The organism is Alteromonas lipotrueae, assembly GCF_019249255.1.
GTDB classification, from domain to species: Bacteria; Pseudomonadota; Gammaproteobacteria; order Enterobacterales; family Alteromonadaceae; genus Alteromonas; species Alteromonas lipotrueae.
In genome coordinates, this window is sequence record NZ_JAESDJ010000013.1 from 64,339 (window position 1) to 87,702 (window position 23,364).

Here is a 23,364-nt window from a genome sequence, read left to right on the forward strand (position 1 = left end):
CATATTTATTGCTTGGCCTCAGATACCGCGTGATTTGGTAAAAAAGAGGATGGAGCGGGTGGTCAACCGCCTTCAACAGATAGCTCAAATGCTATATCGACCTATAAATTATGATGAGAAGATTTTTGTGAATATACCTACGCTAGTTGCTTCTGCCTTATTGGGGACCGTGATAGTAAGTGCATGTGCACCAACGCAATCAATCGAACCGCAAGGCATTACAAATGATCCTACTATTCTAACTGGCGCAGAGCGTTGTGCAGCCTTAATCAATACGAAAAATAGTCGGGTTGCGTTAGAGATTACAGAGGCTACGTACGTAAAAAATGTCGATGGCATTCCTCCACAGCAACATAAGCTGCGACAATTACAACGGGAATCGTTTAAACCCTATTGCAAAATAAGTGGTTATTTTGAACAAAGAAAGGGTGTAAATAACGCGCCGTATGCCATTGGTTTCGGTTTATCGCTTCCAGATGATTGGAATGGAAAGTTTTTATTTCAAGGCGGCGGAGGTCTAAATGGCTTTATTCGAGAACCATTGGGTGCACTGGCAGCAGGAGATACACCAGCCGTATTTAGAGGCTATGCGGTAGCCACTACCGACAGTGGACATCAAAGCAAAAACCGATTCGATACTACCTTTTTCGAAGATCAACTTTCACTGTTAAATTTTTACTCGGGTGCGATTGAAAAATCGACGGCGTTGGCCCTACAGATTGTCGAGGATGTTTACCAAGCGCCGCCTGACAATAAATATTTTGTTGGCTGTTCTACAGGAGGACGTGAAGCGCTCACCATGGCGCAACGTCAGCCAGAGCTATTCAATGGTGTGATAGTGGGAGCGCCAGCTAGGCAAACCAATTACTCAGAGGTAGCAGACCTATGGTCGGCCAAGCGCCTGCATCAAGCCAGTAGTATACCCAATTCAACCCCTTTTTCGAAGGCGCAGCAACACGCAATTGTGACAGAGGTATTGGCGCAATGCGATTATAAAGACGGGCTTATAGATGGTTTAATTTTTAATGTGGAAGCGTGCGACTTCAAACCAGAAAAACTTATCTGTAGTAACAATTCAGACGCAAAAGCATGTATTGATGCATCGAGTGCCACCGCATTGAATGAAGCTTTCGCAGGGCCTAAATACGACAGTGGTAGACAAATTTACCCTGGTTTTTATTTTGATACCGGCATTAGCGCTAGTGGGGAAAAGTCGGTACCTGGGTTGTTGCAAGCGAAGGCTGGACCGTTAGGCCGTCAGTATGCAAAAGAAGATTTCAATCTCGAAAAGCAACTTGCATTGGCTGAGAATTTTCCTTTAGCAGGAGGCAATGCATTACTCACTAATTTATCGAGCTTTGCCCACAAAGGCCATAAAGTCATGTTTTTTCATGGTGTGAGTGACCCTTGGTTTTCTGCTAAAGACACATTGCAGTATTACCAACAGATGCGCAAAGATAGTGGCAATTCTGAATTAGCCTCCCAATGGTCACAGTTTTATTTTGTACCAGGCATGGGACATTGCCGAGGCGGCGAAAAGGCACTGGATAACTTCGATATGCTAACTCAATTAGAGCATTGGGTTGAACATAACCAAGCACCTGAATTCATTCTAGCCACTGGCGATTCCATGCCTGATATCAGTCGTCCGCTGTGTCCTTATCCGCAAATTCCTATTTATGATGGGCTCGGTGATACCTCAAAGGCAACGTCGTTTGTCTGTAAAGTATCGAAACCGGCAAGTGCAAAGTAATAGACGGGCAATATAGTGGTTCAATAGCGCGGTTAATAACCTTTGGAAGTGACATGCGAAATAAAAGCGAATATGGAACGGGTTGTAATCACTATATTAGTGCGCTTTATCATTTGTCTAAAAAAATTGGCTTAGATGCAGATGCGCTATTGGCGCAGGCAAACATATCTAAAGACATCATAGACAAACCAGAAATACGCGTAAAAACAGAGAGTTTGTCTATTTTTCAAAAAGCCTGCTGGGATGGCTCTAAAGAAGAAAGTATGGGGCTGCTGCCTCAACGTCTTGAGCTGGGTACCTACTACATGATGGGTAAGCTAACCGTTAATCAGCCTACGTTACAAAAGGCGTTAGAATTAGGCGCACGCTTTTATAATTTGGTCACTCGTTTCGAATTTATTTCAGTAGATGTCGGTGCTGAAGTGACTGTCATGTCATTTAACAATGTTTTTCCAGAAGACGATTTTGGCCACTTGTTTGCTGAAATGTGTTTGCTAGCTTGGCACCGTTATGCATCATGGTTAATCGCTGATGCACTTCCTTTGATTGAAACAAGATTCAATTATCCCAGTCCACAGCACGCAAGAGAATACAGTTATTTATTTCCAGGGATCCACCGGTTCGAATGTGCGTCGCTGAGTTTAGTTTTCCCTAGCCACTATTTGTCACTTGGGGTGAAACAGAACGAGTCTTCATTGAAGTCCTTTATGCATAATTGCCCGCTTGAATTATTCCGCCAGTATAAGGCTGATTATAGCGTGTCGACAGAAGTGAAACGTATTATAAATCGAACGATTACTGCTGGTAATACCTCGATTGACGACGTTGCAGCTAGTTTGTACATGACCACACGTACCATCATGCGTCGCCTGAAAGAAGAAGGCTCTTCATTTCAACAAATCAAAGATCTTGTTCGACGCGACAAAGCCATTACGCTGTTAACGCTTTATTCTTTGCCCATTAAAGAGGTGGCAGAAAAGGTGGGGTATTCAGACCCGGCCGTTTTCACTCGAGCGTTTAAAAGCTGGACGGGTGAATCTCCACGTCAGTATCGAGACAAATATAACCAAAGTACTGCACCATATTAAGTCTCATCTTTACCCTTATTTCTGCTAGGCCTTTTATGACAAGCGGAAAGGTTTGCAATATTAATTGATATAAATTTCACCATGTCATTTTATGCATGTTATTTAGTCGTAATCTGCCATTCAAGATTTGTACACATAACATTAACATCTTTATCATCTAATCCGACTGGATTTACAGATATGTAACACTTACTAAGGCAATCGCTTAGCCAATATCTGAAAAGTCCTTTTTATAAAATATAACGAAACTAAACGGATAACACTTGATGGGTCAAAGTCCAGCGAACATGCTTAATCATTCTCCTATGAGCCAACTGCAAATAGTCGCCGTGATAATTTGTATCGCGCTCAATGCTTTAGACGGTTTTGACGTGTTAGCAATAAGTTTTGCATCTCCAGGCATCGCAGCAGAGTGGGGTATTAACCGGGCAGAACTAGGTGTTGTCCTCGCCATGGAAATGTTTGGTATGGCATTAGGTTCAGTTATTCTAGGTAATGCGGCGGACAGATTCGGCCGCAAGCCTACCATCCAGTTTTGTTTAATACTGATGACGTCGGGTATGTTCTTGGCCGCAATGGTAGATACGGTTAATCACCTTTTAATGGTCCGTTTTCTTACCGGTTTAGGTATTGGGGGAATGCTAGCATCCACCAACGCTATGGTCGCTGAGTTTGCTAATCAAAAATTCAGACATTTGTGCGTCATTATTATGGCTACGGGTTATCCCCTCGGTGCCATTGCTGGCGGGTCAGTGGTGTCAGTGTTACTAGAGACCCATACTTGGCGTTCTATCTTTGTTTTTGGTGGCAGTGTTACGGCGATGTTTTTAGTGATAGTCGCTTGGCTTCTACCTGAGTCAGTTGAATATTTATCGAATAAACAGCCAGCTAATGCGCTGCAGCGTATTAACGCCACGCTGACCAGAATGGGGCATCAAGGGATTGTGCAACTGCCTGAAAAGGTGCTCACGGTTAAAAAATCAAGCTTCAAGATACTCCTCTCAAAAGATTTAAGGGTGCTGACATTATTATTGATGCTGGCCTATTTCGCCCAAATCATGACCTTTTACTTCATTTTAAAGTGGATCCCTAAATTTGTAGTCGATATGGGCTTTGCACCCGCGCAAGCTGGACAGGTGTTAGTTTGGGCCAACGTTGGTGGTGCGATAGGTGCCATATTACTCGGGTTACTAACCCACAAAATTAAGTTACATAAATTGTTAATTGGCGTGCTGCTTATCGCGTTCGTGATGGTGTCAGTGTTTGGTCGCGGTTATGAGTCATTAAGTAGCTTAGCGATGGTGTCAGCAGCAACGGGTTTTTTCACCAATGCAGGTGTAGTGGGGTTATATGCACTTATGGCTCAATCCTTCCCTTCTGATGTGCGTGCCAGTGGCACGGGCGTCGTGATTGGTTTTGGGCGAGGCGGAGCAGCAATAAGCCCTATCGTTGCAGGTTATCTATTTACTGCAGGTGTAAGCCTTCAAGGGGTGTCTATAGCAATGGGGACGGGAGCCCTCGTCGCTGCACTTTCCATATTTTGTATTGGTATTTTTCAACATCGAACTAGCAACAAGAAATCCTTATCAACTAATAAAAAATCAGTGATTTGACTTAAGTCTAGGCCAAATACGATAACAAATTGCGGAGAAAATATGAATTTTCAGCGAATTAACCCATTAACTGGCGAGCCTGCAAGCGAAGCCGTAGCGATGCAAAGTAGTGACATGGCAGCTATTGCACAAAAAGCACAGCAAGGCTTCAAGCTCTGGTCTGTAATGGGACCAAATGCCCGCAGGGCGGTATTGAATGAAGCGGCACTCGCATTAGAATCGCGCCAAGAATCATTTGTAAATGCCATGATGAATGAAACCGGCTCTACCGCAGGGTGGGCTATGTTTAATTTAAATTTGGCAGTGTCGATGTTGCGAGAAGCATCTTCACTTACCACACAAATAAGTGGGGAAGTTATTCCTTCAGATAAACCTGGGTGCCTAGCATTGGCACAACGGGTGCCTGTCGGCGTTATTTTAGGCATTGCGCCATGGAATGCACCAATCATTTTGGGTGTTCGTGCTATTTCTACCGCGCTGGCTTGTGGTAACGCCGTTATCTTAAAAGCATCTGAAATTTGTCCACTTACCCACTCGTTAATTATCGAAGCGCTAGAAGAAGCTGGGTTTCCAGATGGTACGGTAAATATTGTAACGAATTCACCTCAAGACGCAGGTGAAGTTGTCGGTACGCTTATTGATTGCCCAGAGATAAAGCGTATTAACTTTACCGGTTCTACCACTGTAGGTCGCATTATCGCTAAGCGAGCAGCAGAAAACCTCAAGCCCTGTCTACTTGAGCTAGGTGGTAAAGCGCCCATGCTTGTACTGGAGGACGCCGATTTAGAAGAAGCGGTTAAGGCCGCGGCGTTTGGTGCCTTTATGAATCAAGGACAAATTTGTATGTCGACAGAGCGCCTAGTGGTTGTCGATGCCGTTGCGGATGAATTTGCAGCTCAGTTCAAGCAAAAAGTTGAAACTATGCCTACCGGCGATCCTCGTGAAGGTAATACGCCTTTAGGGGCGGTGGTAGATAAGGCAACTGTGCTGAAGGTCAATAGTTTAATACAAGATGCTGTGTCGAAAGGCGCAACAATACTCGTTGGTGGCACCAGCGACACAGTCTTGATGAAAGCCACCGTTATTGATGGCGTAACCAAAGACATGGCGATTTACAGTGAAGAAAGTTTTGGTCCTGTTGTTGCCATTATACGGGCAACCGATGAGCAAGATGCCATCGAAATATCTAACGATTCAATTTACGGCTTAAGCGCTGCAGTATTCACTAAGGATACTGCAAAAGGACTGAAGGTAGCCGGTCAAATTAATTCAGGAATTTGCCATGTTAATGGCGCGACCGTTCACGATGAAGCTCAAATGCCTTTTGGCGGGGTGGGGGCGTCAGGGTACGGACGATTCGGTGGTAAAGCTGGGATTGATCAATTTAGCGAGTTGCGTTGGATCACGGTTGAAACCCAACCGAGCCATTACCCAATTTAATGCTAGCGGACCATTAAGCCCGCTAGCAATTTGATATTAGTTTATTTGCACAAGAGGAATATGTTGTGAGCATTGAAAGAACTGAACAAGAAACGGTTGCATACGTAGTTGAAAATAATATTGCTTGGGTGAAATTTAATCGTCCTGAGAAGCGAAACTGTATGAGTCCAAAGTTGAATCGTCAGATGCAGCGTGTACTGGATGAATTAGAGTTTCGTGATGATGTTGGTGTAGTCGTGCTAACCGGTGAAGGAACGTCGTGGTCTGCGGGTATGGATCTTAAAGAGTACTTTCGTGAAAATGAAGGTAAAGGCTTAGGCGCGACACGTCAGGCACAAAGAGAAGCTTATGGCTGGTGGCGCAGCTTGCGTTGGTATCAAAAACCTACCGTTGCTATGGTAAACGGCTGGTGTTTTGGTGGTGGATATGGTCCGTTGTTCGGCTGCGATCTAGCATTTGCTAGTGAAGATGCAACCTTCGGTTTAAGTGAAATCAACTGGGGCATTTTGCCTGGCGGCGGGGCTAGCAAAGTAGCGGCAGACTTAATGCCTTTACGTAAAGCTATGTATCACGCCATGATGGGTGAAAACATTGACGGAAAAACTGCGGTAGAGTGGGGCTTAGTTAATGAAGCATTGCCCGCTGATGAACTTAAAAGTCGTGTAGAAGCTGTTTGTAATGTATTACTCGCGAAAAACCCTGTTGCACTAAAAGCGACTAAAGATGCCATACGCCGCGTGAAAGAAATGACCTATGATAACGCTGAAGATTACCTAATTCGTGCACAAGAAGCGGCGAACAGTTTTGATAATGACGGGCGAAAAGAAGGAATTAAACAGTTTATCGACGACAAAACTTACAAGCCAGGTTTAGGTGCCTATGACAAAGAAAAGCAAGGCGCATAAGGGAGAATGACACAGATGGACTTTCTGACATTTCAGGCAAATTTTCGACCAGACAGCTTAGCGGTGCAAGACCTTACTTACGATCGTAGTTGGAGCTTCAGCGAATATAATCTGTTGGTCAGTAAGTTTTCTGCGTATTTGCTACAACGTGGCATAAAGCAAGGGGATAGAGTGGCCTGTGTGAGTAAAAACAGAGCCGAGGTGGTAGCCCTACATTTAGCGTGTGCACGGTGTAAGGCTATCTTTGTCCCCTTGAACTGGCGTCTTGCCTTGTTCGAAATTGAAAGCTTGCTTGATGACTGCGAACCTTCATTAGTCTTTGGCGACGAAAAAGCCGCTGAGATTGGTTTAGCATTCGAGCCCATCGACAACCTTATTAGTGATACTGCGGCTATTAGCGGGGAAGATTTAATCGCGTTTGATGACGATGCTGCGAGTTTAATTCTGTATAGCTCGGGAACGACAGGACAGCCTAAAGGTGCCATCCATACTGAAGCTACCTTGATGGAAACCGTACTTAATTCTACGTTACTTTACGAAGTGGACCAACACAGTGTATTTCTGGCTGAATCCCCCATGTTTCATGTTATCGGACTGGTTGCATCTGTCAGGCCGGTACTCTACAACGGTGGCAGGTTAGTTATATCAGACGGTTTTATACCTGAACGAACGTTAGAAAGGCTTTCCGATTCCGAGTTAGGAATTACTCACTACTTTTGTATTCCACAAATGGCCAATGCGCTTCGACAAGAAGCGAGTTTCAACCCGGTTAACTTGAAGCATTTGAAGGCATTACTGACCGGTGGGGCTCCTCACCCAGAAGTGCAAATTCGACGATGGTTAAATGACGGAATTGCCATAGTGGATGGTTATGGAATGAGTGAAACAGGTTCCTTGTTGGGAATGCCGCACCAGCTTAACTTAATTGACCAAAGTGCAGGATGCGTTGGTACGAGCCCCCCACGATTGACTATTCGGTTGCTAGACGAACAAGGTAATATAGTGAAAGCTGGGGAACCTGGAGAAGTGCAAGTAAAAGGAGCTAACTTATTCAAAGGTTACTGGCGAAAGTCGGCTTTGTTTAATAATAGTTTCACTGCTGACGGTTGGTTTAAAACAGGTGACATTGCCCGACAAAATGAGCAAGGTTTCTATCGGGTTGTTGATAGAAAAAAAGACATGTTTATTTCTGGCGGTGAAAATGTGTATCCCGCTGAAGTAGAGGCGGTGGTGTTGAAACACCCTCAGGTATTTGAATGCGCAATGATTGGCGTACCCGACGACAAGTGGGGAGAAGTTGGTTGTTTATTTGTGGTGTGTAATTCTGATGTGAAATGCCTTGATCTTGAAGGGTTGAATCACTACTTAGCGTCGCACCTTGCGAAATACAAAATACCCAAATCTACTGTTGTACTTGACGTGTTGCCACGCAATGGCGCAGGTAAAGTTCTCAAGCACGTGTTATTAGAAAGTGTGGCCTGATTTCAGGCCCTTTTCTATCTGAATTTTCAAGCATGCCCGATAGTATTGGTTCTGAGCCAACGTCACCAGTTCTGGGGACTATTTTTGCTTCTGGAGAGTGCATTATTCAGTACGTTAAGCTCAAAGCCGTAAGCCATCTCTTTGTTTCCTGCCTCTTCGGGATGAATATAATCACCAGAGTCATATTCAGGTGCGATGTGGTTTAACGCGTTGGCGTATCGTAAAATACTGTCAAAATCGATTACGTTATCGAAGGCCTGGCTGGTTTTTATCCATTCATTTAAGGCAAGGCGTAACTGATTTTTCTCATCGCTGTAATAGTGGGTAATTCGCGTGCCCTCAAGTGTCCCTTGAAAAGGGGGAATTGTTGCGTCTATCATGCTGACGCCTTGCATATGTGCCTGCTTAACAAGCTGTGTAAATCCGGCGGTTAGTTGCTCTATATTCGGTAATGACGTCTCAGGCGCAAAAGGCGTACCCGGCCAAGCGATGTCATTTATACCCAATAGTACGATTGAGGAGCTAATGCCGGGTTTTGACAAGGCATCGCGCTGTAATCGACTCAGCGCATTACTGCCCATCAAAGGCGGTCTTGTTATATGCGCAGCCATTTATACATAATGTAGCTATCAACAAGTCCTAATTGACCGTGTTTATATGCCTTAGGTATTGTACCTATAATGGAATAACCGAGCTTTTCCCAAAGCCTAACAGCTACATTATTAGTCGATACCACACTATTATATTGCATAGCATCAAAGCCAAGCTCAATGGCTTTCTTTTGTGAGTGCTCACACATAAGACGAGCAATGCCTTTACCCCTAGCTTCAGGTGATACCATATAACCGCAATTACAAATATGGCTACTCGGACCCATGGCATTTGGCCTAATGTAATAAGTACCAAGAACAGCGTTACTTTCAACAAACACGTACGCGTTCAATGGTATTTCACACCACAAGGAATATGCCTCTTCCAGCGTCATATTGGGATCAAACGCATACGTTTCTTGGGCTTGAATTACCGAATAAAACGTTGGCCAAAATGACTCAAAATCTAATTTTGTGATTTCTCTAATCATGAATTTTCCCCAAAAATAACCACTTCATCGTCTGATTATTATCTAAACCGAATCTACGGTCGACGGTTTTTCGATGACCGACGGCTAGCCTCAGTACGAAAGTTCTACATCTGTTTTGCTAATTAAAGGTTAATAATATGTAAATTAAAGTGTGTGGGTAATAAATGAGAGGGCATGATTATGATATTAGGTAAACGATTTACGTTAATACGCATTATTGGCAATAGTTTGTTGGCTAGTATGGTGTGTTTATTCACTTCACTGGGGGTGAGTGCTGGTAGTTGGCAACAAAACGTTGCTGCAGGCGGATTTAACAATGTGCACATATATACCCCCGATACCCAATCGCCTATTGGTGAAGGACGGGCGTTATTAGTGGTATTACACGGATGCACACAGTCAATAAGCGCTTACCTCAGTGCCAATCTTGAGGAAGCAGCTGAAAGTTACGGTATGGTAATTGCTGTGCCCGATGCAATGAATAAAGCTGGATTTAGCTGTTGGTCCTATTGGCAGGGCGCTAAATCTCGTAGTGCAGGTGATTACGCTAATTTACTGTCGTTGGCTAACACACTAACCGCTGATAGCAGCTATGGCATCGATGCTGATCAAGTGTACATTGCTGGGTTGTCGTCCGGCGCAGCATTTGCTAATACCACGGCTTGTTTAGCGCCAGATGTGTTTGCTGGCATGGGAATCAGTGCCGGGCCGAGTATAGGTACAAGTTCAAGCGGTGCTATTGGTAGTTGTGAATACGCTGATGTTGCCACTCGCTGCCAACAATATGCCGGGAGTTATACCGCATCCTTCGATGATCAAATTGCCTCCATCGCTCATGGTGATGCAGATACCACCGTTGATACTTGTTACAACCGGCAAAATGCTGAAGGGATGGCGGATGTATACGGTGTTTCTGAACTAGCGGGCAATTCTATTATTGGTGCTACAGGTCGCACTGCTGAAGAAGTTCTCTGGCAAGAAGGGCGTGTATCTATGTTGTGGCTAAACGGAGTGGACCATGCATGGTCGGGTGGGGACGGTGCCAGTGGCTCTTATATCAATGGGAGCGGTATTAACTACGCTAGTTACTTGGGGCAGTTCTTCATTGATAATAATAAGCGAGTGGACCGCAATCAAGCGCCCGTACTTAGTGGTGTAACCGCGCAGGAATCGGGTGGGCAGTTAATTGTGCAAGGTAGTGCCGTTGATGAAGAGGGAAGCGTTGATCAAATCAATGTACTTATTAGTGACAATATAGGAAACGCTTATCAATATACAGCGATTACCCAGTCTGATGACCGTTTTTTAATCACCAGTGCTGCACTTGCAGATGCGTTGTATGTGGTTTCTGTGACAGCAGTGGATAATGAAGGGGCGGTGTCTGCAGAAACAACGCTAACGGCGCGAGTAGGCCCGCCACCACCGCCAATTGCTCCGGTTATATCCAATGCAATTGCGAACGTTTCAGGTCAATGCGCGGCGGTGTCTGGTGATGTTTACGATGAAAATGAAGATCTTACTAATGTCATCGTAAGCTATTCAACCGGCGATATTAGCGCCACTATCGAAGGTTTGTCTTTTTCTGCCACAGCCTGTGATCTGCCTGGTGGCCAGCAAAACATCACGATAACGGCCAATGATGCGGCTGGCTTGTCGAGCAATACTCAGCTGAATGTCTTCATTGACGCTGGCGTTACCGCAACACTATCCGAGCACATTTCTGCAGGTCGTTTGGGATACACTGAATACGCCACCTGCTATTTGGAGTACGGAACTGACACGTTCAAACTCACTGAAGCAGTACAAAGCGACGGCAATTGTATTTGGCAAGACAATGATGTGTCGTGCTTCGGGGTTGCACAATCTTGCAGTACTGGAGGGGGTAACAATGGCGGAGGAAACGGTGGTAGCAGTTCCTGTGTCGAGTTTACAACTAGCAACTACTATCATAAAGTTGCGGGTAGGGCTTACAGCACCGGTAATCTCTTTGCGCCTGACTATTTTGCAAATGGGTCTGATGACGCAATGTTAGGTTCTACGTGGGGGACCGTTACACTGTACTCTAACAACGATACCCTCTGGTATGTGGGGGCTTGCCCATCGGTATAATGTATGACTAACGTTTGCGTGGGGCTCAATATCAAGTGTATTAGGGCCCTGCGTATATGCGTTGTAGCCACAACGTTTTGCTAGAGCGCGAAACGTCCAATCAATGTGGCCCACTCGTTCTCCAGTTGACTAAACGTTTTACCAGTAACTGATTGCAAATCCTCTCCAGCATAAATTTTTAGGTATAGACCTAAACCGTAGTTTTCAATTAAAAACTGTGTAAAGGCACCTTCTTGCAGATAAGCAAGCTTTCTGCCTTTGCCTGTTTTTGCTGAATGCCTTACATTTTCTGTTTCTTTTAGAGGAATCAATCCTCCGTAACTTATTGAAGTTTCGGCGACTGCTCTATATAGATCTTGGCCAAAGTTAGGGTATTCGGGGGTCTCACCAAATCTATGTTGTAGGAATACTGCTAAGCCATCATCGAAAAAACGGTCCTCGTATCCATTTTTCTTCTTTTTACGAAAATAACTGACTGCATAGACGTGTGTCAGTTCGTGAATTACAGCCATGCCGCTATTTTCTGATTTGTCTTTAGAAAAAGCGGATAGCACCCTTTTTTCTGGAATATGGATCGTATTCCAATCCTGATAGGGTGTCCGGCGTTTTTTCGAAATGTATACAATTACATCTTCCTGAATAGGAGTACCTTGATATTCTACTGACTGGTTAAGATAAGCTTTTACAACGTTTCTATTTGAGCTGATCGTTGATGCTAGTTGTTCAACGATTGAAATGGAAACATTCTCATCATATTCGATGGTAAAATCTTTAGCCTGAAAAGTTTTTGCAAATGTCGACGTGGAAATCAACAGAGAGATCAACAAGTACTTCTTGAACATAAATTCTTCCTTGGTCACTAAGCTATGTGTTTTTGTCCCAATGAGCCTGCGAGATATTTAATGGGCTTGTTATACGCGTATTTCCACTTTCCACGGTGGGTTCAAGCGGTTTTCGCCAGCCCAATAGAGTTTGATTTTGTTACCTGAAGGGTCTTTCAGAATAGCCTCTTTCCAAAGGTAACTTTGTTCCGTAGGGGGTTGCACAATCTGAATACCTTTTTGTGATAAGTTTTTACAAAGCTCATCTAGGTCTTTGTGTTCAAAATAGATTACCGAGTTATTCTGAAGCTCTTCATTTTCAAGCGATAAAGAAAATGTAGAGTCGCCGTCTGGGCATGAAAACCTAGCGTAGTGAGGTGTTTCGACAATTTGAGTGAAGCCGAGCTTTAAGTAAAAACTAACCGCATCGTTCATATTTTTTACGGGCAAAGTAACCTGATTAAGTTTCATTTAACTTCCTAAAATATAACGTTTAAATAAATGAGTTAGTAATGTGAACGATACCATTATTCTGCACTTTAAAATGTCGCTAAATCGAAGGCTGAAAAATGAGCAAGGAAAGACTACTCATTCTCAAGTTCAATCCCATTGCTCACATTAAGGTTTAAAGACCTTTTCTGTCGAAAAACGTTGTTTTTTATCCATGAAAACGGAATGGTTAAATCGAGTAATATTAAATATAAACACGGTACTAAAATAAGCGTGACCAGTGTGGCGTAAAGTACAGCAAAACCAAGAGCGGCCGCCATGGGCACCACGAACGCAGCTTGTAGGCTACTTTCAAACATAATCGGCAGTACACCGGCGAAGGTAGTGATGGAGGTCAGAGTGATAGCCCGAAAGCGAGCACTTCCGGCTTCGGTTACCGCTTCTTTAATACTGTAGCCCTGGGCGCGGCGTTGGTTCACAAAATCGGTCATTACCAACGAGTCGTTTATTACAACACCAGCAGCAGCGATAAGACCGAAAGTAGACATCATGCTTAAATCGAGGCCCAGTAAGAAATGACCCCATATCGCGCCTGTAAAACTAAAGGGAATGACAGACATGATAATAAGCGGCTGCCCATAGCTTTTAAGGGGCACTGCTAGAAGGATATAAACCATAATCATCGCGGCTAAGAAAAACAAAATTTGCTCGTTTTGCTGGGCTTGCTGTTCTTCTATATCGCCGCCAAGCTCGGTCATCACTGATGGGAATTCTTCTTGAAGTTGTGGCAGTAATTTTTCACGAATTTGTTCTACTACTTCATTAGGCTCCACCGCCTCTTCATCAATGTTGCCCCACACATACACGCTGCGATAACCACCTTCACGGCGAATATAACTAATGCCAGGCTTTTCTTCCAACAACACGATGTCACCTAGCATTACGTCACGGCCTTCGGGCGTTTTGATAACGGTATATTTCAAATCAGCAAAACGCTCACGGGTAAGTTCGGGATAGCGCACCATCACCTTCACTTCTTCACCATTACGAATAACACGCTGGGCTTCGCCGCCATAGAAGCTAGCACCAACTTGAGAAGCAATGTCAGAAAGGGTTAAACCTAAGTCGTACGCCACGGGCAACATGACTAATTGCACTTCTTTGCTGGCAGGATCTATGGTTGAACTAATATCAAATAGTCCATCTTGTTGTTGCAGCATTTCAATAAACTTCAAACCTGCAGCGTTCAATGTGTTGATATCAGGGCCAAATAAAAGATAGCCAAACTCGCCATCATCGCCACCACCATTCACATCATCTATTACCGTGAATGACTTCATACCAGGAATTTCTGGTATGGCTTCTCGCCAGCGTCTTGCTAACTCGAAGGTATCAATAGGGCGCTTGTCTTCGTGCACTAAGGGGGTCAAAATTTGGCCTTGGGTGCGTTCTTCGTTGAAAGCGAGTCTGTCGCGGATCATACCGGTGCCAAACTCTTCAATAACCTGTTCTTCAACGTCTAAGATCGTTTGTTCTATGGTTTTTAACGCGGTGATGGTGGCAGCATCCGACACGTTTTCATTCATTTCAATGCGAACGCTAGGAAAATCATGAGGTACTTTCGGGTTGGGTACCATACGCACATAGTTTGCATTGATTAGCCCAACGCTAATCATCAAAATACCGAAGAAAAGGAAAAATACCGCCCAACGCCACTTTAACGCACGCTCTACCGTTCGTTTATAAGGGCCGTTTACAAAGCCGTAGAATCGAGCGTTAAATTTATCCCGCCAGCTTCCTTTTTTAATCGGTGTAAAGTGTGTATGTGCAATATGTGCTGGTAGTATTAGCTTTGATTCAACCAGGCTGAACGCTAAGCAAAAGATAACCACAATAGCGATATTGTAGAAGAAGGCTCCTTCAGGGCCGCTACTTAGGGTAAACGGAGCAAATACCGCAATGGTTGTTAAAACACCGAATGTGGCTGGCGTAGCAACACGCTTTGCGCCGCGTACTACGTTATCAATACCGCCGCCTTTGCTTTCTATTTCCGTATAGGCACTTTCTCCTATGACAATGGCATCGTCTACCACAATACCCAGCACCATAATGAATGCAAATAGCGAAAGAATATTAATACTAATGCCAAATATCGGCATCAGCATAACGGCACCTAAGAAGCAAACCGGTAAGCCTACCATTACCCACAAGGCTAGCCTGAAACGTAGAAATAGGGTTAGCATCAAGGCGACAAGAATGGACCCTTGAAACAGGTTTTTTAGCATCATGTCCAAGCGAGCATTCAAGTAGTAGGTCATATCTACCAGTATTTCTAAGCTCACTCCATTTGGAAGGGTTTTATTTCTCTGCTCAATGTAAGCTTTCACCGTGTTAGCAACGGGGATGGTATTTTGTGATTTAGTCGCACTTACCGACATGTAAATGGCGTTTTTGCCATTGTATTTAAAGTAGCGTTCGCCTTCGGTAAAGCCATCTTTAATTGTGGCTATGTCACCTAAAGTCACTTTTGCACCTGCAGTACCAATCTTAACTGGAATTTGGGCAAACTCAGTGCCGCTGTAATATTGGTTTTCTACCCGAACAGAAATAATACCTGCGTTGGTACGCAATTGCCCGGCAGAAATATTAGTGGAATAGTTGCTTATCGCACGGCTAACATCGGCAATGCTAAGGCTGTATTTACGCAGCATTTCTGGTTTTATTTCAATGGCAATTTCATCACTGGGCGTAGATATTTCTACTAAGGACACGTTGCCTAATTGAAGCAGCTCATCTTCAATTTCTTTGGCGATAACTTTAAGCTCGGGCAGGGGTAAGTCGCCCACCAATGGCATTTCAATTACGTCTTGTTGAAACTCAATTTGCGAAATATTTACCGGTTCCATTCCCGCAGGAAAGGTAGCAATACCGTCAACTCTTAGTTTCACTTTATCGAGTACATCGGTAAGTTCTTCATCGGTATCGATTTCAAGTGTAACGGTTCCAGAATCACGAAAGGCGCGAGCTACCGTTCTTTTAATCTCGGTAACGTCTTTTAGCGCCTCTTCTACCTTAATAAGAATACTTTCTTCTATTTCTTGGGGAGATGCCCCAGGATATTGTGCCGACACCGTAATGTAGTTTATTTCGATGTTGGGAAACATTTGGCGCTGTATCGTAAAGTAACTGGCTAAGCCCATCAAAATGATAAATATCATTAATAGGTTAGCGGCCACGGCATTATTAGCAAACCACGCGATGATGCCAGTTTCGGAATTCGTTTTATTCATGGTGGCGCTCCTATTTCGCGGTGTCGCTGTTCGCCACAAAATCAGCGCTGTTATCGATGACTTTTACTTCCATGCCATTTTGAGGGTATTCAGGTAAAGACATCACCACTTTGTTCGGGTTGAAATTACCTTGAATAAGAAAATCGCTGCCATCTTCACGAATAACCTGAATTTTTTGCGAGACTAACTTACTTTGTTCATCTATTGTCCAAAGTGTGCGGTTGGTCACTAATTCTTGAGGAATACGGTACACATCTTCTAGTCTTTTGCCCTTAAAGCTAATCGTGGTATAGGTGCCGAATTTAACGATGGGTTTGGCTGCATTTAAGGCGTAAGGGTCTTCAATTCTGGCTACAAAATGCGTCATGCGGGTGGCACTATCGATAACCCCCGTATCGCGGTGGATAGTGGCGGTAACTTGTGTTTTGCTTACATCGTCTAGGGTAAGTATTGCTTTTTTCCCTAGGGTGTCTTCATCTAAAAATACCCGGTCGAAGCCTGCGATTGGGAAGGTGATTTCTGCCTGCTCAATATTATTGATAACCGCAGCGGTAGTCCCTTGGGTAACATAATCGCCGGTACTGATCTCTCTTGAAATAATGAGAGCATCATAAGGGGCAGTTACTTCACAGTTATCTAAGTCGCGCTTGGCAATTTTGAGTTGAGCTTCTGCCGATTTAACCGCTGCTTGTGCACTCATAACCTGTGGCTTTCTAAGGTACAAGTCGGTGATCCTAGCATCAGGCATAGATTTGGCTTCTAGTGCTGCTACATCCGCCTGTGCTTGCTCTTGAATTAATTGTGCTTGTGCACTGGAAAGGTTAGCTTGCGCGAGTAATAGTGCTGCCTCGTAGGCGTCTTTTTCTACCGAGAATAACACTTCACCTCGACGAACCAGTCCGCCACTTACAAATTTGGGGTTCCAAGACTCAACCTCACCAGAGACCTGAGCCGCAAGATTAGTGCTTTCTAGCGGCTGCACTTCTCCATAAGAAGATAATGTGATGACAGAACTCTCGACATCAATTTGCTCGATAGTGACGGTGGGACGAGTGTCTACCGCTTCCGTTATGGCTGAATCTGAGGCAGAGGCCTCAATGCCTTTCATTATAAAGTAACTCACTACCAGGATGGCAACGGGAAGTATGAATTTCATCCATTTCATAATCGGGTCTTATTTGAAAAAATTACCTGAGCGTAGTTTAACGTCAAACTGTGTCAAAGTTATTCATCAATTGTAACTAAACGTGAGTCAATAAATGTAAAGACTTGGGGAGACCAATACTTGCACGTGAAAAGGATTTTCGGGAGGGGATATCACTGGTTGATAAGTCTAGCGACTACTTTTACGCTTAAGCTCTTTTGCAGTACATACTTTATTTCTACCGTCATTTTTTGCTTGGTATAACGCTTGGTCGGCCAAGTTTAACGCAGCAGTAAGTGTCATTGATGGCGTAATCTGGCACACCCCAAAACTTGACGTGACACGGTGAGATTTGTCGTCAACCGGAATGGCTTTAGCACTCAGATTTTCTCTTATTTGTTCAGTCACAATCTTCGCATCTTGCTCATTAGTTTCTGGAAAAATAAACAAAAATTCTTCGCCGCCCCATCGCGATAGGCCATCTTGTGCGCGCAAGCGGCTGTTGAAAACGCCGGCAACCTTTTTTAATACCTCGTCACCCGCATCGTGTCCGAAGGTATCATTTATAGATTTAAAGCGGTCGATATCAGCGAGCGCGATAGAAAACGATTTTTTGTTTCTCTGCATTCTGCTGAGTTCCTGCTCAAGCTGCTGCTGGCCTCCTCTGCGGTTTAGCAGGGTAGTTAGAGGGTCATATCTTGCTTGACGTTCAAACTGTTCGCTCAAATACATGGCCGTATTGTAGCTACGTTGACGGCTATACTCATAAAATGCGGATAGGAAAGAAACCGTGATGAAAGTATAGACAATGCGAGTTTTAAACTCGAAAGAATACTCTGTCGCCAATAAGGCATTATCGGGTGCAAAAAATATGACAATAATAACTGCCGCAAAACCTGTTAGCGCCATTAGCCCCCGGCGAAAACCAGTAAAAAACATGGTGACGGAGGGGACGGTAAATATCCAAAGCGGCCCCGTATTTTCGCTACCGCCAGTCACGACTAGTGTGAGCATAAGTGACATGAGGCAGGCAATTAAAACGGTAGCAGAAATGAAACTGCCTCGCTTTGCCCCTATCATGGCCTGTAACTTGTGAGATATTGCAAACAGTATGGTGGAAGAAAATAACACGCAGGTTAAGAAGGCTTCTTGTGCAAACAGTGCCCGAAACCCAAGTAAAAAAGTCACGGTCATTCCAACCGCAGAAAACATGTTAACGACTCTGATTCGACGATTTAAATCGTCAGACAGCGATGCATCGGTTCCAAGGTCTACAAACTTTTTAAGGGCACTAATCATAAAAATAGGGTTATCCCTTAGTGATTTCGCTAGCTATATTTTCCGCCAAGGCATGAATAGCTTCTCGCATCACTTCGATACTTGCAGGGAATCCATCGACTTCAAGAGGGAGTATGTACTCGAAATCCCGTGCTGACTGCGAATCGTCTATGTGCTTTACAACGTATTGCCCGCTCAGAATAATATCGCCTTGCCATGTAGTGATAAAGTCATCTATCTGTAGGGTTAAATAGTCATTAACCTCTTTAGCATTCACATTATGGGTAACTAACATTACACCTTGGGTACGTAACGATGCTTTTAATGACTTAGTAATACCCTCATCAAGGGGCTCGGCCCAAAGGTGGTCAGTCGCGATATGTAAACTGGTAGAGCTGGTTTGATAAACAAGGCCTCGTTGTTTCAGATAATCGGGGAGGATAATCTTATTTATTAATAAACCATGGGGGGCAGTTTCATACTCAGTTGCAGAAGACGAAGTCGTTGAATGTAGCAAGTAATATTGCAGTGCGCTGCCAGATGAAGCACAGCCTACTAATGAAGCGCCAAGAAAAGCAGCGAAAATTAATCTTGCTCTAATAACTTTGCAAACCAGCGCATTCCTATTATTAATAAAAGTGTTCATTATTATCCTTACAGTACTTAGATAGCGCTTAGCTCAGCCGCTTCTAGGTTGGCATTTACTTGCCCACGCAAACCCAGAAGCCTTATACGTATTTTAGTTCTTAGTTGAATAAGTTTCTATTTCGCTAATTTTTCGCTTTTGGTTCAATACCAGAGCTATTGCTATCAGTAAAAATTAAGCTATTCGGTGACTGATTCAGCTTTAATAACAAAGGCTGAAGATTACGCATAGTATCTTGCATAGTATCTACCGTTTCTTTGATTTCAGACTGGCTCAAGCCCCCTTCGCTGTAGTTTTTTAACAAGCTGTCTAAGCTTATTAATACTTGATTTAAGTTAGTGTTAAGCAGCTCTGTATCTACATTTTCAATAAGCAAATCAAAGTCATCACTCGCCGTTTCAACAGACTGCGCAGCCAGTTTCATATCTTCTACGGCCAATAATACGTTTGATACCATGTCATCCAAAGGCAGTTGATTTATCTTGTCTAAAATCGCATCTGCTTTTTGCGTAATTTGCGTAAACTCGTTAGATACAGTTGGGATCACTTCGTAACCGTTCAGCACTGCTATCTCATCACTGTCGTCAGGTTTTGAAACGTGCTGTAAGTCTACAAAAAGACCACCGGTGAGTACATTACCCATTCGGAGGGTAGCCCTTAAATCTTTACGAAGCCAATTGCGCATGGTTTGTTTGATGGCATTCAATCCTTCTTCTGTGTCCGGCTGTCTGACTTTTCCAGGGTAGATGTTAATAATGACGGGGATGGGATAATCCCGTTCAAGTATGTTGCCTTCCACTGCAGGAAACGAGTTAATAGCCGTTACATTACCGATTTCAATTCCTCGGTATTCAACGGGGGCGCCTACGGTAAGCCCACGAACACTTTCATCAACTAAAAGCACATACTCGGCGGCAAGCTTGTACCGTGCATTGGAGGCAGTAGCAATATCACCGTAAATAGTAAAAAACGCGTTCTCTACCACTCGCTCACCAATTTGAACCCCTTCAGGTACACCAAAGGTAATACCGTTGGCTAACAGGGTTTCTAAACTGCCGGTTTCCATTTTTACGCCGCTTGATTCAAGCTTAAGCTTTACGCCGCTCACATCCCAAAAACGCGTATTTTCGGTAACAAGCTTATGGTAGGGGGCTTCAATAAACGCATCGTAGTACACCACACGTTCTTCAATATTAAAGACCGCATCTTCAAACTCACCGACTTTGAAGCCTTTATAAATGATGGGGTCACCTGGTTTATAAGCAAACTCATCATCGCTTTGCAGAATGACGTGTAATCCAGGTGTGCCAGCAGGTGTTACAGGAGGGCGCTCGAGGGCGATAAAATTAAGCTGTTCTTTACCGCTGTCATTCGCAGCCATGGCGATATAACTACCAGAGAGTAAGGTGTTTAGACCGGACACTTCTGAAAAACTAATTCGCGGGGCCACCACCCAAAATTCACTTTTATCGGTAAGTAGGTGAGATGCATTGGCATCGATGCGCGCAGTTACTAATACACCGTCCAAGTTAGGCTTAAGCGTAATTTTTTTCACTTGCCCCACATCCAAATCCCGCACTTTGATTGGGGTTTTGTTAACTTCAATGCCAGTGGCAGATTGTAACTCTATGGTGATTAGAGGCCCTTGGTTTTTCCATTGTTGATAAACCATCCAGCCACCAACCACGACTACTAATATGGGAATGATCCATATACGAGAGATTGATTTTGTGGACGTAACTTTTGCCTCTTCTGTCATGGTAGTTGTTTCCAATGCTGCCAAATTAACCGTGAATCAAATGTCATCGCGGCTATCATCGTAGTAAAGACCACCGCGCAAAACGCAAGCGCTGCGGGGCCAGGAAAAATAGAAAGTGTATTACCCATTTGAATCAATGCAACCAATACCGCGACAACGAAAACATCAATCATAGACCAGCGTCCAATTGCTTCGGTGATGCGGTAATAGCGAATGCGTAATTGTGTAGAGCCTGTTCGGCCCAGTTGAACACTTAGATTCAACCAACACAGAATGATAATTTTAGCGACTGGTACCACTACGCTGGCCACTAAAATAATAATGGCGATGGGGTAGGAGCCCCCCTCCCACAGCGTGATCACGCCGCCTATAATGGTATTTGGGGTTTCTTGACCAAAAAATTCAGTTCGCATGATAGGTAATACGTTAGCGGGGATATACAAAATAGTTGATGTAAGTAGCAGCGCCCAAGTGCGTTGTATACTGCCACTGGCTTGTTTTTCTTCTAAAGGTTTTGGTGGTGGCAACTTGCCTTCGTGCAGCCACAACGCAAACCCTGTACTGTCAAAGTTCGACATAGAAAGAGCCATAAATGCGGTAAAACCAATAAAAGCGTAAAAAGACATACCAATAGCTACATCGGCGAGTTCGGAGACTTTTATCAAACTAACTAATGTTCCAACTAAGAATATCTCGGCCATACTCCACGGTAGCAAGGCTCTTACCCAATAAAACATTCGCTTAATAAACGGTGTTCTCGCATTGTTTAAATGTGCTAACCCAAGGGTAATAAAACCTAAAAGCACCATGCCGGGTAAAATTAACGTCGCTAATCCGGTAATAATAGCCAACGATAAATAGTCATTTTCCATTAAAACTGAAAGACCACCGGGAAGATCGATACTATGCTTCTGACCACTTGATTTAAAAGTCAAAAAGTTAAAAGGTAGGGATAGGGCCAAAAACACAAACGCACTTATTGAAAACGCCAAAAGCCGCTCGCTTGCATTTCTCTTAAATGTGAGCAAGGTATGATGGCATCGAGGGCATACTGCCCGTTCTCGATGATTCAATTCTGGCAATACAACGCGATGATGGCATTGTTCGCAAACGAGGGTTAACCTATTACCTTCAGCCATAGGGGTAAGAAAACGACTACCTTATTTTAAATGGAAACATCGAACTGTAGATCCAAGCCTTAGAGCCGGAATGTAAACCCAAACTATAAAAACGACGGTTAAACCGTTGAATTGTAATTGTTAACAGAATAGCGTATTCCACGGTTAGCGGGAAGCTTCGCTGAGAAGTACAACTAAAAATAATCACAACATAAGACATTACATGAGCATAATAATTCAATTCCAGCGCCGCTTTGGGGTATTTAAGCGCGTAATCGAGCGTGGCTTACTAAAACGATCTTCAAGGGGAACAACGTTTTGGAAAAGCCTGAATTTGGCGCAGCGTTGTTATGCTGCTGCAACCTTGGTGTATTTTAGTGTACTGTTTTTCGATATTCAGGGTGTTTTCTTTAACATCGTAATTGGCGTATTGGTGACGATTGCCATTCTTCATGAATTCTGGCCAAGGTTCATGGTGGTATGGAATAGCTTACCAGGTAAAGCTTTGATCCTTTTCATTTATGCGGTAATCGCCAATTTTGCGTTGGCTTCGGCAAGTGGATTAGTGAATAGCGTTTCGGGTGTCAGCGCCGCATCACTGCCTTACAGTCATAATTTTGCCATTATCCTCATGCTACCAAGCTGGTTTTTTATCACCACGCTCTTAGCGCTGGTACTTGTTCAATTAGTCATGCCGCTGTACTTAATCGCATTACTGCTGCTAAAGCCTTTTGGTGTTCATGGCTTATGGCATGCGCCAGACTACCGGTTTGTGTTCACCACTGCTTTAGTCCGCTACGTATGGACGATATTGATATTGGTAAAGGTGTTAGAAGTGTCGATGGAATCGGGGGTGGTGAGCTTTTTCTCAGACACGCCCTCTGAAGTCGTGTCGACCAGCTCTGAAGTTGAAGATAAAGGTGTGAATGATGCCCAAATCGGCAACGCAAAAAAAACGGTTAGGTTGGCTGACGCTGCTAATAATTTAAAAGGGCTGATTGAGGCGGAATTTGAAGCTGAGCGTAAATCTACCGCAGTTCTCGAAGCCGATTCAAAAGCATTACCAGATGCTACCTCGCCAGGCTCAACCGAAGATGAAAAAGTGGTTAGCTTTGACCTTGCTGCTCAAAGTGCTAAGTTTCGACTTATGCAGATGCAATTGCTTGCTGAGTTTATCTTCCATTATGAAGCTGATGAGTTCTCTCGCTGCGCTAACCCCGAAGGTACACGAGTTGTGGAATTGAACGACTATGAAATTTTAACTATCAGCCTTTTAGAAAATGATGATATTGGCTATTCCTATACGGTAATACCGTGTCGCTCAGCAGCGATTGGCAATGGCATAACGCCTTAATAAAATAGCGTGAAGTGATGAGTGGTAAGAAAC

General features: G+C 43.9%; 18 protein-coding genes. 8 read left to right on the forward strand and 10 right to left on the reverse strand.

The window, feature by feature from the left end; genetic code table 11:
* Positions 1-127 precede the first annotated feature (127 nt).
* From KYS23_RS16215 to KYS23_RS16240, 6 genes are all read left to right on the forward strand, one after another.
* Positions 128-1,753, forward strand: coding sequence for a tannase/feruloyl esterase family alpha/beta hydrolase (locus KYS23_RS16215; protein WP_159531388.1), 1,626 nt, complete (start codon positions 128-130; stop codon positions 1,751-1,753).
* Between the two features lie 53 nt (positions 1,754-1,806).
* A complete protein-coding gene (locus KYS23_RS16220) occupies positions 1,807-2,841 on the forward strand; it encodes an AraC family transcriptional regulator (protein ID WP_159531386.1) in 1,035 nt (344 codons plus the stop codon).
* Between the two features lie 266 nt (positions 2,842-3,107).
* A complete protein-coding gene (locus KYS23_RS16225; protein WP_201299260.1) occupies positions 3,108-4,454 on the forward strand; it encodes an MFS transporter in 1,347 nt (448 codons plus the stop codon).
* Between the two features lie 42 nt (positions 4,455-4,496).
* Entirely contained in the window at positions 4,497-5,894 is a 1,398-nt protein-coding gene (locus KYS23_RS16230) for an aldehyde dehydrogenase (RefSeq protein WP_159531384.1), read from the forward strand.
* Positions 5,895-5,959: 65 nt separating this feature from the next.
* Positions 5,960-6,799 (forward strand): p-hydroxycinnamoyl CoA hydratase/lyase, encoded by an 840-nt coding sequence (locus tag KYS23_RS16235; protein ID WP_159531382.1) that lies wholly within the window; start codon positions 5,960-5,962, stop codon positions 6,797-6,799.
* Positions 6,800-6,805: 6 nt separating this feature from the next.
* Positions 6,806-8,281, forward strand: a complete 1,476-nt coding sequence (locus tag KYS23_RS16240) for an AMP-binding protein (protein ID WP_218397913.1) — start codon at positions 6,806-6,808, stop codon at positions 8,279-8,281.
* Between the two features lie 62 nt (positions 8,282-8,343).
* Here KYS23_RS16240 and KYS23_RS16245 read toward each other — a convergent pair whose 3' ends face one another.
* Both KYS23_RS16245 and KYS23_RS16250 read right to left on the reverse strand, forming a co-directional pair.
* Positions 8,344-8,892, reverse strand: coding sequence for a GDSL-type esterase/lipase family protein (locus KYS23_RS16245; protein WP_218419396.1), 549 nt, complete (start codon positions 8,890-8,892; stop codon positions 8,344-8,346).
* A complete protein-coding gene (locus KYS23_RS16250; protein ID WP_159531376.1) occupies positions 8,877-9,362 on the reverse strand; it encodes a GNAT family N-acetyltransferase in 486 nt (161 codons plus the stop codon). Before KYS23_RS16250 ends, KYS23_RS16245 begins: the two co-directional genes overlap by 16 nt.
* A gap of 174 nt (positions 9,363-9,536) precedes the next feature.
* On the opposite strand from KYS23_RS16250, the gene KYS23_RS16255 reads away from it, so the two are divergent.
* Complete coding sequence (locus KYS23_RS16255) at positions 9,537-11,471, forward strand: extracellular catalytic domain type 1 short-chain-length polyhydroxyalkanoate depolymerase (protein ID WP_246604452.1); 1,935 nt, start codon at positions 9,537-9,539, stop codon at positions 11,469-11,471.
* Positions 11,472-11,551: 80 nt separating this feature from the next.
* Here the strand turns inward: KYS23_RS16255 and KYS23_RS16260 are convergent, their stop codons facing one another.
* From KYS23_RS16260 to KYS23_RS16295, 8 genes are all read right to left on the reverse strand, one after another.
* Positions 11,552-12,313 carry a hypothetical protein gene (locus KYS23_RS16260; RefSeq protein ID WP_218419398.1) on the reverse strand — a complete coding sequence of 254 codons (762 nt, stop codon included), beginning with the start codon at positions 12,311-12,313 and terminating at the stop codon, positions 11,552-11,554.
* 69 nt (positions 12,314-12,382) lie between these two features.
* Positions 12,383-12,763 carry a VOC family protein gene (locus KYS23_RS16265; protein WP_159531372.1) on the reverse strand — a complete coding sequence of 127 codons (381 nt, stop codon included), beginning with the start codon at positions 12,761-12,763 and terminating at the stop codon, positions 12,383-12,385.
* 113 nt (positions 12,764-12,876) lie between these two features.
* Entirely contained in the window at positions 12,877-16,032 is a 3,156-nt protein-coding gene (locus tag KYS23_RS16270) for an efflux RND transporter permease subunit (protein WP_159531370.1), read from the reverse strand.
* Positions 16,033-16,042: 10 nt separating this feature from the next.
* Positions 16,043-17,197, reverse strand: a complete 1,155-nt coding sequence (locus tag KYS23_RS16275) for an efflux RND transporter periplasmic adaptor subunit (RefSeq protein ID WP_159531368.1) — start codon at positions 17,195-17,197, stop codon at positions 16,043-16,045.
* 168 nt (positions 17,198-17,365) lie between these two features.
* On the reverse strand, positions 17,366-18,475 hold the full coding sequence (locus KYS23_RS16280) for a GGDEF domain-containing protein (RefSeq protein WP_218397911.1): 1,110 nt from the start codon (positions 18,473-18,475) through the stop codon (positions 17,366-17,368).
* A 10-nt stretch (positions 18,476-18,485) separates the two neighbouring features.
* Positions 18,486-19,100 carry a PqiC family protein gene (locus tag KYS23_RS16285; RefSeq protein WP_159531364.1) on the reverse strand — a complete coding sequence of 205 codons (615 nt, stop codon included), beginning with the start codon at positions 19,098-19,100 and terminating at the stop codon, positions 18,486-18,488.
* 124 nt (positions 19,101-19,224) lie between these two features.
* On the reverse strand, positions 19,225-20,859 hold the full coding sequence (pqiB, locus tag KYS23_RS16290; protein WP_218397909.1) for an intermembrane transport protein PqiB: 1,635 nt from the start codon (positions 20,857-20,859) through the stop codon (positions 19,225-19,227).
* Complete coding sequence (locus tag KYS23_RS16295) at positions 20,856-21,851, reverse strand: paraquat-inducible protein A (RefSeq protein WP_232370633.1); 996 nt, start codon at positions 21,849-21,851, stop codon at positions 20,856-20,858. Before KYS23_RS16295 ends, pqiB begins: the two co-directional genes overlap by 4 nt.
* Positions 21,852-22,200: 349 nt before the next feature.
* On the opposite strand from KYS23_RS16295, the gene KYS23_RS16300 reads away from it, so the two are divergent.
* Positions 22,201-23,331 carry a hypothetical protein gene (locus KYS23_RS16300; RefSeq protein ID WP_218419399.1) on the forward strand — a complete coding sequence of 377 codons (1,131 nt, stop codon included), beginning with the start codon at positions 22,201-22,203 and terminating at the stop codon, positions 23,329-23,331.
* Positions 23,332-23,364: the final 33 nt, after the last annotated feature.

What these genes read in the sequence shown, in the direction of transcription:
- KYS23_RS16220 (WP_159531386.1), top strand. Translation starts at nt 1,807, where the DNA reads ATGCGAAATAAAAGCGAATATGGAACGGGTTGTAATCACTATATTAGT.
- KYS23_RS16225 (WP_201299260.1), top strand. Translation starts at nt 3,108, where the DNA reads ATGGGTCAAAGTCCAGCGAACATGCTTAATCATTCTCCTATGAGCCAA.
- KYS23_RS16230 (WP_159531384.1), top strand. Translation starts at nt 4,497, where the DNA reads ATGAATTTTCAGCGAATTAACCCATTAACTGGCGAGCCTGCAAGCGAA.
- KYS23_RS16240 (WP_218397913.1), top strand. Translation starts at nt 6,806, where the DNA reads ATGACACAGATGGACTTTCTGACATTTCAGGCAAATTTTCGACCAGAC.
- KYS23_RS16245 (WP_218419396.1), bottom strand. Translation starts at nt 8,892, where the DNA reads ATGGCTGCGCATATAACAAGACCGCCTTTGATGGGCAGTAATGCGCTG.
- KYS23_RS16250 (WP_159531376.1), bottom strand. Translation starts at nt 9,362, where the DNA reads ATGATTAGAGAAATCACAAAATTAGATTTTGAGTCATTTTGGCCAACG.
- KYS23_RS16255 (WP_246604452.1), top strand. Translation starts at nt 9,537, where the DNA reads ATGATTATGATATTAGGTAAACGATTTACGTTAATACGCATTATTGGC.
- KYS23_RS16260 (WP_218419398.1), bottom strand. Translation starts at nt 12,313, where the DNA reads ATGTTCAAGAAGTACTTGTTGATCTCTCTGTTGATTTCCACGTCGACA.
- KYS23_RS16265 (WP_159531372.1), bottom strand. Translation starts at nt 12,763, where the DNA reads ATGAAACTTAATCAGGTTACTTTGCCCGTAAAAAATATGAACGATGCG.
- KYS23_RS16270 (WP_159531370.1), bottom strand. Translation starts at nt 16,032, where the DNA reads ATGAATAAAACGAATTCCGAAACTGGCATCATCGCGTGGTTTGCTAAT.
- KYS23_RS16275 (WP_159531368.1), bottom strand. Translation starts at nt 17,197, where the DNA reads ATGAAATGGATGAAATTCATACTTCCCGTTGCCATCCTGGTAGTGAGT.
- KYS23_RS16280 (WP_218397911.1), bottom strand. Translation starts at nt 18,475, where the DNA reads ATGATTAGTGCCCTTAAAAAGTTTGTAGACCTTGGAACCGATGCATCG.
- KYS23_RS16285 (WP_159531364.1), bottom strand. Translation starts at nt 19,100, where the DNA reads ATGAACACTTTTATTAATAATAGGAATGCGCTGGTTTGCAAAGTTATT.
- pqiB (WP_218397909.1), bottom strand. Translation starts at nt 20,859, where the DNA reads ATGACAGAAGAGGCAAAAGTTACGTCCACAAAATCAATCTCTCGTATA.
- KYS23_RS16300 (WP_218419399.1), top strand. Translation starts at nt 22,201, where the DNA reads ATGAGCATAATAATTCAATTCCAGCGCCGCTTTGGGGTATTTAAGCGC.